Source organism: Aureimonas phyllosphaerae, from assembly GCF_900113065.1.
Lineage (GTDB): Bacteria > Pseudomonadota > Alphaproteobacteria > Rhizobiales > Rhizobiaceae > Aureimonas > Aureimonas phyllosphaerae.
On the sequence record NZ_FOOA01000007.1, the window covers coordinates 122,081 to 136,362 of the forward strand.

Here is a 14,282-nt window from a genome sequence, read left to right on the forward strand (position 1 = left end):
TTGCGCGAGACGGGTGGGAGGCTCGCGCGAATCGTGCCATCGTGCGCCCGCGCTGCCTGAGAGGAGACAGGCCGCGCGGGTGCCCGACTGCGCCGCATTGCCGCTTCTTCGCGGTGGCGGCCGGCGGCGACCGCTTCGCAGGAGAGGACGACGCAGGATGAAGACCATCAAGGGACCAGGCATCTTCCTGGCGCAGTTCGCCGGGGACGAGGCGCCCTTCAACTCCTTCGACGCGATCTGCGGCTGGGCCGCCGGTCACGGCTACAAGGGCGTGCAGATCCCGACTTGGGACGCCCGCCTCTTCGACCTGAAGCGCGCCTCGGAATCCAAGGACTATTGCGACGAGATCGCCGGCGTCGCCGCGCACCACGGTCTCGCGATCACCGAACTCTCCACCCACCTGCAGGGCCAACTCGTCGCCGTCCATCCGGCCTATGACGAGGCCTTCGACGGCTTTGCCGCGCCGCACGTGCGCGGCAATCCGAAGGCCCGGCAGGAATGGGCGACCGATCAGGTGAAGCGCGCGCTGACCGCCTCGCGCCATCTCGGTCTCAAGGCGCACGCGACCTTCTCCGGCGCGCTGGCATGGCCCTTCGTCTATCCCTGGCCGCAGCGCCCGGCCGGCCTCGTCGAAACGGCCTTCGACGAACTGGCACGTCGCTGGAAGCCGATCCTCGACCACGCGGACGAACAGGGCGTCGACGTCGCCTACGAGATCCATCCGGGCGAAGACCTCCACGACGGCGCCTCCTACGAGATGTTCCTGGAGCGGACGGACAACCACGCCCGCGCCAACCTTCTCTACGATCCCTCGCATTTCGTTCTGCAGGGGCTCGACTACCTCGCCTATATCGACATCTACCACGAGCGCATCCGCGCCTTTCATGCCAAGGACGCCGAGTTCAATCCGACCGGTCGCCAGGGCGTCTACGGCGGCTTCCAGTCCTGGGCGAACCGCGCCGGCCGCTTCCGCTCTCTCGGCGACGGACAGGTCGATTTCTCCGGCGTCTTCTCGAAACTGACCCAGTACGGTTTCGACGGCTGGGCGGTGCTCGAATGGGAATGCGCGCTGAAGCACTCCGAGCAGGGGGCGGCCGAGGGCGCGCCATTCATTGCCGCCCACATCATCCGCGTGACCGAGCGCGCCTTCGACGATTTTGCCGCAGGCGGCGCCGACGACGCCGCCAACCGCCGCATGCTCGGCCTCGACGCTTAAGGAGACTCAGAGGATGGCCATCGAGGCAGGCAAGGGAACCGAAGGCGGCGCGCGGCGCATCCGGCTCGGCATGGTGGGCGGCGGGCAGGGGGCCTTCATCGGCGCCGTCCACCGTATCGCGGCGCGGCTCGACGACCGCTACGAACTGGTCGCAGGCGCCCTGTCGTCGGATGCCGAGCGCGCTCGCGCCTCGGGAGCGGACCTTGGGCTGGCTCCGGAGCGCTCCTATGCAAGCTTTTCCGAGATGGCGAGCGCGGAGGCCGCACGGGACGACGGCATCGAGGTGGTCTCGATCGTCACGCCCAACCACATGCACGTGCCGGCGGCTAAGGCCTTCCTCGAGGCCGGCATTCACGTGATCTGCGACAAGCCGCTCTCGGTCTCGGTCGCCGAGGCCGAGGACCTCGTCGCGCTCCAGGCGAAGAGCCGGCGCATCTTCGCCCTGACCCACAACTACACGGGCTACCCGCTGATCCGGCAGGCGCGGGCGATGGTCGAGGCGGGCGAACTTGGAGAGATCCGCCTCGTGCAGATGGAGTATGCGCAGGACTGGCTGTCCGAGCGCGCCGAGGCGACCGGCTCGAAGCAGGCCGAGTGGCGCACCGACCCGGCGCGCTCGGGTGCCGGCGGCTGCATCGGCGACATCGGCACGCACGCCTACAATCTCGGCGCCTTCGTCTCGGGCCTGAAGACGCGCGAACTTCTGGCCGAACTCACGACGTTCGTCGAAGGCCGGGCGCTCGACGACGACGTGCGCGTGCTCCTGCGATACGAGGGCGGCGCCAAGGGCGTCCTTTGGGCGAGCCAAGTCGCGGTCGGCAACGAGAACGCGCTGCGGCTGCAGGTCTACGGCACCAAGGGCGGGCTCGAATGGTGCCAGGAAAACCCGAACCAGTTGTGGTTCTCGCGGCTGGGGCAGCCGAAGCAGCTTCTGACCCGCAACGGCGCGGGCTCGCTCCCCGCCGCCGCGCGCATGACGCGCGTGCCGCCCGGGCACCCCGAAGGCTATCTCGAGGGATTTGCGAACATCTATTACGAGGTGGCCGAGGCGATCCTGGCCGCGCGCAGTGGCGGGGCGCCGGATGCCGCGGTGACCTATCCCTCCGTCGCGGACGGGCTCGCCGGCATGCGCTTCATCGAAGCGGCGGTCGCCTCCTCGCGCGGCGGCAGCGTCTGGACGCCGGTCGGATGATCGGTGACCCTTTGGAAGGGTTGTCCGAGTCGGAAACGGGAGACCGCTCGTCAACGCCTCGCGATGGTGCTGTAGTCCCACAGGGTGTGAGACCGCTGCTAACGGTTGTGTGAAGATGTGGCGGCGAGGCTGTCGGCGCCGGCGGTTATGAAGTACGTAACTCAAAAAGCCGCCGGAGAGTGGTTGAGAGACGCGGACCGAGGTCCGCGCGCGCCGGGAGGAACGGCACGATGAGACGTTCGAGACGGGACGCCGGCGCGAGCCGGGGAGGCGTCCGCACACGACTTTTGACGTGGAGCGCGGCATGACGGTGCCGGCTCCCGCGGCGAAGCGCGTCGACGGCGCAGACGCGGGGCGTCCGGCCGTGGTGACGGCCGACGGCGTGTCCAAGTCGTTCGGTCCGGTCGAGGTGCTGAAGGACATCCGCTTCGACCTGCGGGCCGGCGAGGTGCACGCGATCATCGGCGAGAACGGCGCCGGCAAGTCCACCCTGATGAAGATCCTTGCGGGCCACCTTCAGCCGACTGGGGGACAGCTCGTCCTGAAGGGCGAGCCCGTGCGCCTGTCCGGGCCCGTGGAGGCCGAGCGGCGCGGGATCGTGCTGGTGCACCAGGAAATCCTTCTCGCGCCCGACCTGACGGTGGCCCAGAACATCCATCTCGGCCGCGAGGTGCGCCGCGGCCTGACGCTCGACGACCGCGCGATGAACGCGTCGGCGAAGGCCGCGCTGGAGGGGCTGGGTGCGGCGATCGACCCGCGCGTGCGCGTCGGCTCGCTGTCGATCGCGCAGCGCCAGCTCGTCCAGATCGCCCGCGCCCTGCTCGTACCGCACGAGGTGGTGATCTTCGACGAGCCCACCGCTTCGCTCACCCCGCACGAGACGGAAGCGCTTCTCAAGGTGATCGCGGATATCCGGGCGCGCGGCGTCGGCGTCCTCTACATCTCGCACCGCCTGCCGGAGGTGAAGCTCCTTGCCGACCGCGTCACGGTTCTGCGCGACGGGCGGCGGGTCGGCACCCATGATGCCGCCGAACTCGAACCCGCCGACATGGCCCGTCTGATGGTGGGGCGCGACGTCTCGAAACTCTATCCCGACCGCGTGGCGCAGGTGCGCGGCACGCCCCTTCTGTCGGCCGAGAACATGCGCGTGCCGGGCTATGTCCGCTCGGGCGGGTTCGAGGTCGCGAAGGGCGAGATCCTCGGCTTTGCCGGCCTCGTCGGTGCCGGACGCACCGAGCTTCTGGAGGGTGTCCTGGGTCTTCGGCCGGCCGAAGGCACGGTGCGCCTCGACGGCAAGCCGGTTCGCTTCCGCGACGCGCGCGACAGCATGGAAGCGGGGATCGTCTATCTCAGCGAGGACCGCAAGGGCAAAGGGCTGCTCCTCGCCCAGAGCCTTCGCACCAACCTGACGCTGGCCGCGCTCGACCGCTTTGCCAGCGGCCCGCTGCTCCAGCCCGCCCGCGAGGACGAGGCCCTGACGACGGCGATCCGCGACTTCGATATCCGGACCCGCCGGCGCGATCTCCTCGCCGGGCAATTGTCGGGCGGCAACCAGCAGAAGCTGCTGCTCGCCAAGATGATGCTCCTCGACCCGCGCGTCGTTGTGGTCGACGAGCCGACCCGCGGCATCGATATCGGCACCAAGGAACAAATCTACCGGTTCCTCGCGGGCCTTGCTGCCGAGGGCCGCGCGGTGATCGTCATCTCGTCCGAGATGCCGGAGCTCATCGGCCTGTGCGACCGCATCGTCGTGATGCGCGAGGGGACGATCGCGGGCGAGGTCGCGGGCGATGCGATGACCGAGCGCAACATCGTGATGCTGGCGACGGGCGCCGGCGAGAAACAGGCCGCCATGGCGGTCGAGGGAGCCGAACTCGCATGACCGACGCAACCTCGCCAGCCCAGGCGCCGAGCCCCCGCCGCGAGATCGACCTGCGGGCGGTCGCGCCCTTCGTCGCCCTGGCCGCGCTTCTCGTCTTCGGCGCGCTGATCAACCCGAACTTCCTCGGGATCGACAATCTGTCCAACGTCGTGACCCGTTCGGCCTTCATCGCGATCATCGCGGTGGGGGCGACCTTCGTCATCTCGGCCGGCGGGCTCGACCTGTCGGTCGGCTCGATGGCCGCCTTCGTCGCCGGGACGATGATCCTGTTCCTGAACTCGGCGCCGGTGGAGGGCGCCGTGCCGACGATCGCGCTCGGCATGGCGATGGCGCTCGGCGTGGGGGCGCTCTGCGGCCTCGCCAACGGCCTGATGACGACGCTCGGCCGCATCGAGCCCTTCATCGTCACGCTGGGCACAATGGGCATCTTCCGCGCCCTCACCATCTGGCTCGCCGAGGGCGGGTCGATCGCCATGCGCTCGCAGGAGCTGCGCGCCGCCTACCGGCCGGTCTATTTCGGCAATGTCCTCGGCGTGCCGGTGCCGGTGATCGCGTTTCTCGTGGTCGCCGCGCTTGGCGCCTTCGTCCTCTACCGCACGCGTTTCGGCCGACACGTCATGGCCGTCGGCTCCAGCGAGGACGTGGCGCGCTATTCCGGCATCCGCGTCAACCGCGTGCGCACGATCACCTACGTCATCCAGGGCCTTTGCGTGGCGGTCGCCGTCCTCGTCTACGTGCCGCGCCTCGGCGCTGCGACCGCGACGACGGGCCTCCTCTGGGAGTTGCAGGCGATCACCGCCGTCGTCATCGGCGGCACGGCGCTGCGCGGCGGCGTCGGGCGGGTCTGGGGCACGATCTGCGGGGCGCTGATCCTCGAGCTCGTCGGCAACATCATGGTCCTGTCGGACCTCGTCAGCGAATATCTCATCGGTGCGGTGCAGGGGGCGATCATCATCCTGGCGATGCTGATCCAGCGCTCCCTCGCGCGCCGCTGAGCCAAGCGGGCGGCGCCCTGTCCGGGGCGCGCCGCTCGCGGGAAACCAGACAAGCTCCGGCATTCGGGAGGAACACATATGAAACGCATCGTCGCCGGGCTCGCGGCCCTTGCCGTCCTGTCCACCGCCGGTCTCGCGCTCGCGCAGGACAAGAAGCTCACCATGGCCGTGTCGATCCCGGCCGCCGATCACGGCTGGACAGGCGGCGTCGTCTACCATGCCGAGCGCGAGGCCAAGCTCCTCGAGGAGCGCTATCCCGGCCTCGACATCGTGGTGAAGACCTCGCCCGACGGCGCCTCCCAGGCGAACGCTTTGGAGGACCTGACCGCGCAGGGCATCAACGCCCTCGTCACGCTGCCGCACAATTCCGACGAGTTGACCGATCCGATCCGGCAGGTGAAGGAGAAGGGTGTCTTCGTCACGGTGGTCGACCGGGCCCTCTCCGATCCGTCGATCCAGGACCTTTATGTGGCCGGCGACAACCACGGCCTCGGCCGCGTGGCGGGCGAGTACATGAGGGAGCGCATGGCGGACGGCGGCGACATCGTCATCATCCGCGGCCTGCCGATCGTCATCGACGAAGAGCGTCAGAAGGGCTTCGACGAGGGCATCGCCGGTTCCAAGGTCAACGTCCTCGACCGCCAGTTCGGCAACTGGTCGCGCGACGACGCCTTCAAGGTGATGCAGGACTACCTCGCCAAGTACCCCAAGATCGACGCGGTCTGGGCGCAGGACGACGACATGGTGGTCGGCATCCTCGAGGCGATCGCGCAGAGCAATCGCTCCGACATCCAGTTCGTGGTCGGCGGGGCCGGCATGAAGGACATGATCAAGAAGGTGCAGGACGGCGACAAGATGGTGCCGGTCGACGTGCTCTATCCGCCCGCGATGATCGCGACCGCGATGGACCTGACGGCCGCGGGTCTCTTCGACCAGAACCCCGTACGCGGCAACTACGTGCTCGACGCGACGCTCGTCACCAAGGACAACGCGCAGGAGTTCTACTACCCAGACTCGCCGTTCTGATCGGGCTGCAAGGGGCGGCGGCTGGGACGCCGCCCGTCGCCTCCTTCGCGGCGCGCTGGAAATCCGGCGCGCCGCGGTCTACCTGTCGGGACGTGCCCCTGTTCCGCTTCCCGCCAACGAAGTCCCCGCCATGCTGACGATGAAGGGCAAGTACGGCCTGAAGGCCATGCTGCATCTTGCCGAACTGCCGGAAGGCCAGCGCGCGCTCTCGGAGGAGATCGCAAGGGCGCACAACATTTCCAAGAAGTTCCTCGACACCATCCTCGGCGAGTTGCGCGTGGCCGGCATGATCCATGCGCGCAAGGGCCGGGGTGGCGGCTACATCCTTGCCCGCCCGCCGTCGGAGATCCGCGTCGGGCACATCCTGCGCGTCCTCGACGGGCCGTTGGCGCCCATCCCCTGCGCCAGTCGCACCGCCTATCGCCGCTGCGACGACTGCCGGGACGAGCGCTCCTGCGCCGTGCGGCGGATCATGCTGGAGGTGCGCAACGCCATCTCCGCGGTCCTCGACGAGCGCACGCTGGCGGAAGCGGCAGGTGCGCCGGAAAGCCTCGAGGCCGAGTTCCGCGAACTGGCCCTCGGCGCGTAAGGCGGGCGGACGGCGGATCGGCTTTCCGCCTCAGTCGATAAAAAGAGTATGTTGTGCGTGTCGGCCGGCGACCGCCGGCCTTACCTTCCCTGTCGACGTCGATGCGGCAGGAAAGGCACGCGACCCATGACCGAGACGCTGATCGTCCCCGGCCTCAACGGCTCGCCCGCCGGCCACTGGCAGCACCACTGGCTGGAGATCGACCCGCAGGCGACGCTGGTGGAGCAGGAGGATTGGGCGCGGCCGGTCTTGACGGACTGGCTGCACCAGCTCGAGGCGGCCCTGATGGCCAGCCGGCCAGGGGTGATCCTCGTCGCGCACAGTCTCGGCTGCGCGCTGGTCGCCGCGCTCGCCGGCCGCCCGGCGGCCTCCCATGTCGGCGGTGCGCTGCTGGTTGCCCCGGCCGACATCGCCAGCCTCTCGCAGACCGTGCCGAGCGCGGCGTCCTTCGCCGACAGCGCGGGGGCGCGCCTGCCGTTCGCCTCGATCCTCGTCGCCAGCCGCAACGACCCGTACATGAGCTTTGCGGGCGCCGAGCGCTGCGCTTCGACCTGGGGCTCCGCGCTCTACGACCTCGGCGAGGCGGGACACGTCAACATCGCCAGCGGCTTCGGCCCCTGGCCCGACGCGTTGACGCTGGCCGAAGGCTTGCGCGGTCGCCCGGCGCGTGCGGGGCGGGTCCGGACGGTTGCGCCGTCAGCGGGCTTGCGGGACCGAAGCTACGCGCCGCGGTTGCACGATTCCGGTCTCGGCCTTGGCTGAACGTCCGTTCAGGGGGTTTCCATCTGTTGCCAGCGCACCATCTAGACATTCCAAGCGCTCGTCCGGCTATGTTGAAGCCGGGATGGAACCACCCTCATGAGATCGGCGGAGCCAGCTTTTTCCCAAGCTCCCGATCGGACGGACAGGCATCGGAATGCACGGTGATTTGCAGGCTGGGTCGCGGAAGGTCGTGCTCGTCGTCGACGACGAGCCGCTGGTGCGGCTGAACGCGGTCGACATGTTCGAGGAAATGGGGTTCGAGGTGCTGGAAGCCTCGGATGGCGCGTCGGCGCTCCGGGTGCTGGAGCGGCGGCCGGACGTCGCGCTTCTCTTCAGCGACTGTCGCATGCCCGGCATGTCGGGTCCCGAACTCGCGCAGGCCGTGGCCGAGCGTTACCCGCAAGTGCGTATCGTCCTCGTGTCGGGGTACGTCAACGTTCAGAAGCTCGACTGGCCGCTGCTGCCCAAGCCCTACGACGCCAACTCGCTTCGCAAGGTCGCAGGCGACATCGCCCCGTCGAACTGACGGTCGGCGCCTGCGCGGCGCCAAGCCTGCCCCGCGCTCCCGCATCGCCCGGAGCGGCTTCCGCCGCCACCGGGCTTTTTCTTGTCCGGTGCATGAGCGAGCGGCGCCGCGGTCCAGGGACGACACTTGGTTCAGGTATCGTCGAGGGCGTCCCGCAGCTTCATTGCCAAGTCCTCCAGCGAGAAGGGCTTCGTCAGAAGCCGCACTCCGGCGTCGAGCACGCCGTGGTGCACGATGGCGTTGCGGGTGTAGCCGGTGGTGAAGACGACCCTGAGGTCGGGACGCGCCCGCCGCGCCTCTTCGGCCAGCATGCGCCCGTCGATATCGGGCATTACGACGTCGGTGAACAGGAGGTCGATATCGGCCCGCTGCGCGAGAAGGCGCAGGGCCTCCGCCGCACCCTCGGCCTCCAGCGTGCGATAGCCGAGCTCCTGCACCGCCTCGATCGTGACGCGGCGCACGCTCTCGTCGTCCTCCACCACGAGGATCAGTTCGGCGGACGGATCGGTCAGCTCCGGCAGCGCCGCCGCGATCTGATCCGTCACGTCGTGCTCGCCGACGAGGCGCGGCAGGTAGATCTTCACGCTCGTGCCCCGGCCGGGCTCGGAATAGATCTTCACGTGGCCTTCGGACTGCTTGACGAAGCCGTAGACCTGGCTGAGGCCGAGGCCCGTGCCCTTGCCGATCTCCTTGGTGGTGAAGAACGGGTCGAAGGCCTTGGCCATCACCTCGGGGCTCATGCCGGTGCCGGTGTCGGTCACCGCCACGAGAACGTACTGGCCCGGCACGATCCCGATGTCGGCCGCGGCATAGCGGTCGTCGAGATGGGCGTTCTGCGTCTCGATCGTCAGGCGTCCGCCGTCCGGCATCGCGTCGCGGGCGTTGACGGCGAGGTTGACGATGACGTTCTCGAGCTGGTTGGCGTCGACCGAGCAGGACCAGAGGCCACCGCCGAGCACGGTTTCCAGGCGGATGTTGCCGCTCAGCGTCCGGCGCATGAGTTCCGACATGCCCGAGACGAGCTTGTTGAGGTCGACCGCCTGCGGATTGAGCGGCTGCTGTCGCGAGAAGGCGAGAAGCCGGTGCGTCAGCGTCGCCGCACGGCGCGCGCCCTCCATCGCGTTCTCGGCGTAGCGCCGCAGCCGCGCCTCGCCGTCGGGCAGACGCCGGCCGAGGAGGTCGAGCGAGCCGATGATCACCGACAGCATGTTGTTGAAGTCGTGCGCGATGCCACCGGTGAGCTGGCCGACGGCTTCCATCTTCTGCGCCTGGCGCAGCACCTCGGACGTGCGCTCGAGTTCGGCGGTGCGTTCGCGCACGCGCTCTTCCAGCGAGGCGTTAAGCTCGATCAGCGCGGCTTCCGCCCGCGCGCGCTCCAATGCCTCGCGCGTGCGCGCGGCGACCTCCGCGCAGAGCCGGATCTCGTCCGGCGTCCAGCGCCGGGGCGAGGGCTCGTGCAGGTAGAGGATCGAGCGCAGGCTCCCGTCGCGCAGCATCGGCACGACGATCAGCGCTTGGCAGCCGATTCCGTCCCAGGTCTCGAGGAAGCGCTCGCCGATCCGCGGATCGCGGCGCACGTCCTCCACCGTCAGGGTCCGGCCCGCACGCAGTTCCTCGATCGCCGTCGGTCCGAACTTGCGCAGGATGCGGTTCTCGCCGGCAAGGCTCGTGACCTCGGGTGAGCGGGTCCAGTCGCGCGCCACGCGCACGATCTCGCCGCTGGCGTCGACATCGCCATAGCCGCAACGCGCGACGCGCAGGCGTTGGCCGAGCAGGCGCGTCGTCGTCGACTCGACGCTTGTCGGGTCCGGATGGCCGAGCAGCGTGTCGCTGAGTTCCAAGAGGAAGGCGCGCCGCTCCTCCTCCAGCTTGAAGTCGTGGATGTCGGTGCAGGTGCCGAACCAGCGGATGATGCGGCCCGCCGCGTCGCGCATCGCCTGCGCGCGGCCGAGCACCCAGCGGTATTCGCCCGAGCGGTGCCGGAGCCGGTATTCGATATGGTAGGGCTCGCCGGTCGCCAGGCACCGACGCCACACGCCCCAGGCCCGCTCCTGGTCGTCCGGGTGGAACATGCCGTTCCAGGCCTCGCCGTCGGTCGAGCCATGCGGCATGCCGGTGAACTCGTACCAGCGGTCGTTGTAGTAGTCGTGGAACCCGTCGGGCAGCGTCGTCCAGACCATCTGGTCGATCGTGTTGGCGATCGCCTGGAAGCCTGCCTCGCTGGCGCGCAGGCGATCCTCGCCGGCTCGGCGCTCGTCGATGTCGATCACCGAGCCGACGAAGCCGAGGAAGGCGCCGGTCTCGTCGAACCGCGGCGAGGCGGCGTCGATCGCCCAGCGATAGCGGCCGTCGCGATGGCGCAGGCGGTATTCGAGCCGGAACGCCTCGTGCGCGGCGTTGGCGCGGCGGAACACGCGGCCCGCCTCCTCGGCGTCGTCGGGATGCGTGGCGTCGAGCCAGCCGAAGCCTTCCGCGGCTTCCGGCGTCTGCCCGGTCGTCTCGTACCAGGACCGGTTCAGATAGGTGCAGCGCCCCTCGGGATCGGTGACCCAGAGCATGACCGGCGCGTGGTCGGCCATGTTGCGGAAGCGGCTCTCGCTCTCGGCCAGCCGACGCTCGCCGACGACCCGCCCGGTGGTCTCTGACACGATGCACAAGACGCCCGCGACGTCGCCGCCTTCACCGTGGACGGGCGAATAGCTGATGTCGAAGTACACCTCTTCCCGGAAGCCGTGCCGTTCGATCTGGAAGGGGCGATCCTTGGCCGAGACGGTCTCGCCCGTCCGCACGACGCCGGCCAGAAGCGGTCCGAGGTCGTCCCAGAGTTCGGACCAGTTCTCCCGGGCAGGGCGCCCGAACGCGCGCGGGTGCTTCGTGCCGATCGTCGGCGCATAGGCCTCGTTGTAGAAGGCGTGGTAGTCCGGCCCCCAGAAGAGGACGATCTGCGCGTGCGACGACAGGAGGAGGTCGACGGCGGTGCGCAGCGCGGGCGGCCAGGCGGCCGGGGGGCCGAGCGGGAAGTCGCTCCAGTTGCGCGAACCGATCAGCGCGCCGATCGCGCCGCGTTCCTCGAGAGGGAGCACCATGCGAGGTCGTGTCTCCATAGTCACTGCGGGGGAGGGAGCCTCGTCGGCTCCCGCCCGTGGGTCCGAACGCGCTACCGCCGGATTGGTTCGCCGGCTTATGGCGCGGTCGGTCCCTTAGTCCTTGGCGCGCTCGACGTAGGAGCCGTCCGCCGTCATCACCACGATGCGGGTGCCCGGCGCGATGTGCGGGGGAACCAGCGTGCGCACGCCGTTCGACAGGACGGCCGGCTTGTAGGACGAGGACGCCGTCTGGCCCTTGGTGGTCGGCTCGGTCTCGGTGACCTCGTAGACCGCGCGCTGCGGCAGCTCGATCGAGATCGCAAGGCCGTTATAGACCGCGACCTGGACCGCCATGCCTTCCTGCAGGTAGGGCGCGTAGTCGCCGACGACGCTCTCGGGCACCGCGACCTGGTCGAAAGTCTCCGGGTTCATGAAGTGGAAGCCCTCGTCGTCCGAATAGAGGAACGTGTGCTCGCGCTCCTCCACGAAGGCGCGCTCGACCTGCTCGGTGGTGCGGTAGCGGTCCGACACCTTCACGCCGTCCGAGATGCGACGCATGTCGAGCTGGGTGACGGGCGTGCCCTTGCCCGGATGGATGTTCTCCGCGGACAGGATCACGTAGAGCTTGCCGTCGTCGCGTTCGACGACGTTGCCTTTGCGGAGCGAACTGGCGATCACCTTCACGGGCTTTGTTCCTGATTTCGGTCTGATGTTGTAAGGGAGCTCGTCCGAGCCTCGATCCCCGGGCCCTAGCGCATCTGACGGTCCGCCGCCAGTCGGGCGGGCCCGTTTCGATCGACGCCACGCCAACGCGCCCTCTTGTCCAAGGCCGCCATGACCGATGCCTCGCCCTGGTGGGCGTCCCATGTCCACGCCGATCGCCGCCCGCGGCTGATGCTGCGTAACGCCCTGTCCGGCGCGCTGCGTGCGTGGTTCGCCTCGCGCGACTTCGTCGAGATCGAGGCCGGGGCGCTGCAGGTCTCGCCCGGCAACGAGGCGCATCTGGCGGCATTCGCCACCGTCGAGGCGCGGTCGGACGGCACGCAACAGCCGCTCTACCTCCACACCTCGCCGGAGTTCGCCTGCAAGAAGCTCTTGGCGGCCGGCGAGCCGCGTCTGTTCTCGCTTGCGCCCGTCTATCGCAACGGCGAGCGCAGCGCGCTGCATCATCCGGCCTTCACGATGTTGGAATGGTATCGCGCGGGCGAGACCTACGAGGCGCTGATGCGAGATTGCGCCGCGCTTCTGGCGCTCGCCGCCGACACGGCCGGCGTCCGGCGTTTCGCCTTCCGCGACCGCCGGGCCGATCCCTATTTCGAGCCGGCACGCATCAGCGTCGCCGAGGCGTTCCAGCTCTTTGCGGGCATCGACATCCTGGCGAGCGTCGAGCCGGGCGGCGCGACGGATCGCGACCGGTTGGCAGCGGCGGTTCGGGCGCTGGAGCTTCGCACCGCACCCGACGACACCTGGGCCGATCTCTTCAGTCGCGTCCTCACCGAGCGGATCGAGCCGCGCCTCGGGCAGGGGCGTGCGACGATCCTCTACGACTATCCGGTGCCGGAGGCGGCGCTGGCGCGCGTCAGCGCCAGGGATCCGCGCGTTGCCGAGCGGTTCGAGCTCTACTGCTGCGGCGTGGAACTCGCCAACGGCTTCGGCGAACTCACCGACGCCGCCGAGCAGCGTCGTCGCTTCACGGCCGAGATGGACGAGCGCGAGCGCGTCTACGGCGAGCGCTATCCGCTCGACGAGGACTTCCTGACCGCGCTCGGTGCGATGCCCGAGGCCAGCGGCATCGCGCTCGGCTTCGACCGGCTGGTGATGCTGGCGGCCGGCGCCTTGCGCATCGAGGACGTGATCTGGACGCCGGTCGCGGATCTCCGGTCGTGACGCGCCCCTTGCGCAGCGCCGCCGCGCTGGTCGAGGCCGGCCTCGCCCCGACGGAGCGACTTGCCGAGCTGGAACAGGTGGCCGCGCGCTACGCCGTCTCGGTGACGCCGGACATGGCCGATCTCATCGAGGACCCCGACGATCCGATCGGCCGGCAGTTCGTGCCGAGCGCCGCCGAGCTCGACGCGACGCCGGACGAGAATGCCGACCCGATCGGCGACGACGCGCATTCGCCCGTCCCCGGCATCGTCCACCGCTATCCCGATCGCGTCCTCCTGAAGCCGCTGCACGTCTGCCCGGTCTACTGTCGCTTCTGCTTCCGGCGCGAGATGGTGGGGCCGGACGGCAACGGCAGCCTGTTGGAGGCGGAGCTCGACGCCGCGATCGCCTATGTCGCCAGCCGGCCCGAGATCTGGGAGGTCGTGGTCACCGGGGGCGACCCGTTCCTCCTGTCGCCCCGCCGGGTGGAGGCGCTCGGGCGCGCGCTCGGGGCGATCGGACACGTCAAGGTCATGCGCTTCCATACGCGCGTACCCGTGGTCGAGCCGGCGCGCGTCGATGCGGCGCTGGTCGCCGCGCTGCGCGCCTTTCCCGGCGCGACCTTCGTCGCGCTCCACGCCAACCATCCCCGCGAGTTCACCCCGGATGCGCTGGCCGCGATCGCCCGCCTCGTCGACGGTGGCGTGCCCCTCGTCAGCCAGTCGGTACTCCTGCGCGGCGTCAACGACGACGCGGACACGTTGTCGCGTCTGATGCGCTGCTTCGTCGAGAACCGAATCAAGCCCTACTACCTCCATCAGGGCGATCTCGCGCCGGGAACCAGCCACCTGCGCACCACGGTGGCGGAGGGGCAGGCGTTGATGAAGGGCCTCCGCGGCCGGATTTCCGGCCTTTGCCAGCCGACCTACGTGCTCGACATTCCCGGCGGCCATGGCAAGGTGCCGATCGGGCCCGGCTTCATCGAGGAGGCCGGCGAGGCTTACGAGGTCGCCGATCCGACGGGGCAGGTGCACCGCTACCCGCCGGCCAGCCACACGTCGAAGTAAAAAACGCAAGACGCGCGGCCCGATCGGGCGTATAGATTGAACGCCCGTTCAACGCGCGTGCCCGGCTGGTCCGAC

12 protein-coding genes are annotated in these 14,282 nt (G+C 69.4%); 10 read left to right on the plus strand and 2 right to left on the minus strand.

Annotated elements, in window-relative coordinates; all coding sequences use genetic code 11:
* Nucleotides 1-157 precede the first annotated feature (157 nt).
* The 8 genes from BM175_RS10940 (at nucleotide 158) to BM175_RS10975 (ending at nucleotide 8,188) form a co-directional block, all read left to right on the plus strand.
* On the plus strand, nucleotides 158-1,216 hold the full coding sequence (locus BM175_RS10940; RefSeq protein ID WP_090962936.1) for a sugar phosphate isomerase/epimerase family protein: 1,059 nt from the start codon (nucleotides 158-160) through the stop codon (nucleotides 1,214-1,216).
* 13 nt (nucleotides 1,217-1,229) lie between these two features.
* The gene (locus tag BM175_RS10945; protein WP_090962937.1) at nucleotides 1,230-2,408 is read left to right on the plus strand and encodes a Gfo/Idh/MocA family protein; all 1,179 of its coding nucleotides are present in this window, start codon (nucleotides 1,230-1,232) and stop codon (nucleotides 2,406-2,408) included.
* 304 nt (nucleotides 2,409-2,712) lie between these two features.
* Entirely contained in the window at nucleotides 2,713-4,290 is a 1,578-nt protein-coding gene (locus BM175_RS10950) for a sugar ABC transporter ATP-binding protein (protein WP_090962938.1), read from the plus strand.
* On the plus strand, nucleotides 4,287-5,285 hold the full coding sequence (locus BM175_RS10955) for an ABC transporter permease (RefSeq protein ID WP_090962939.1): 999 nt from the start codon (nucleotides 4,287-4,289) through the stop codon (nucleotides 5,283-5,285). The genes BM175_RS10950 and BM175_RS10955 overlap by 4 nt, the downstream gene beginning before the upstream one ends.
* A gap of 78 nt (nucleotides 5,286-5,363) precedes the next feature.
* Complete coding sequence (locus tag BM175_RS10960) at nucleotides 5,364-6,311, plus strand: substrate-binding domain-containing protein (RefSeq protein WP_090962940.1); 948 nt, start codon at nucleotides 5,364-5,366, stop codon at nucleotides 6,309-6,311.
* Between the two features lie 130 nt (nucleotides 6,312-6,441).
* Nucleotides 6,442-6,900 carry an RrF2 family transcriptional regulator gene (locus tag BM175_RS10965; RefSeq protein WP_090962941.1) on the plus strand — a complete coding sequence of 153 codons (459 nt, stop codon included), beginning with the start codon at nucleotides 6,442-6,444 and terminating at the stop codon, nucleotides 6,898-6,900.
* Between the two features lie 126 nt (nucleotides 6,901-7,026).
* On the plus strand, nucleotides 7,027-7,662 hold the full coding sequence (locus BM175_RS10970) for an RBBP9/YdeN family alpha/beta hydrolase (protein WP_090962942.1): 636 nt from the start codon (nucleotides 7,027-7,029) through the stop codon (nucleotides 7,660-7,662).
* 190 nt (nucleotides 7,663-7,852) lie between these two features.
* Nucleotides 7,853-8,188, plus strand: coding sequence for a response regulator (locus BM175_RS10975; protein WP_183193294.1), 336 nt, complete (start codon nucleotides 7,853-7,855; stop codon nucleotides 8,186-8,188).
* A gap of 131 nt (nucleotides 8,189-8,319) precedes the next feature.
* On the opposite strand, the gene BM175_RS22975 is transcribed toward BM175_RS10975, so the two are convergent.
* Together BM175_RS22975 and efp are read right to left on the minus strand one after the other, a co-directional pair.
* Complete coding sequence (locus BM175_RS22975) at nucleotides 8,320-11,274, minus strand: PAS domain S-box protein (protein WP_183193293.1); 2,955 nt, start codon at nucleotides 11,272-11,274, stop codon at nucleotides 8,320-8,322.
* 114 nt (nucleotides 11,275-11,388) lie between these two features.
* Complete coding sequence (gene efp, locus BM175_RS10985; RefSeq protein ID WP_090962947.1) at nucleotides 11,389-11,958, minus strand: elongation factor P; 570 nt, start codon at nucleotides 11,956-11,958, stop codon at nucleotides 11,389-11,391.
* A gap of 150 nt (nucleotides 11,959-12,108) precedes the next feature.
* On the opposite strand from efp, the gene epmA reads away from it, so the two are divergent.
* Together epmA and BM175_RS10995 are read left to right on the plus strand one after the other, a co-directional pair.
* The gene (epmA, locus tag BM175_RS10990; RefSeq protein WP_090963078.1) at nucleotides 12,109-13,161 is read left to right on the plus strand and encodes an EF-P lysine aminoacylase EpmA; all 1,053 of its coding nucleotides are present in this window, start codon (nucleotides 12,109-12,111) and stop codon (nucleotides 13,159-13,161) included.
* Entirely contained in the window at nucleotides 13,158-14,207 is a 1,050-nt protein-coding gene (locus tag BM175_RS10995; RefSeq protein ID WP_090962949.1) for a lysine-2,3-aminomutase-like protein, read from the plus strand. The genes epmA and BM175_RS10995 overlap by 4 nt, the downstream gene beginning before the upstream one ends.
* Nucleotides 14,208-14,282: the final 75 nt, after the last annotated feature.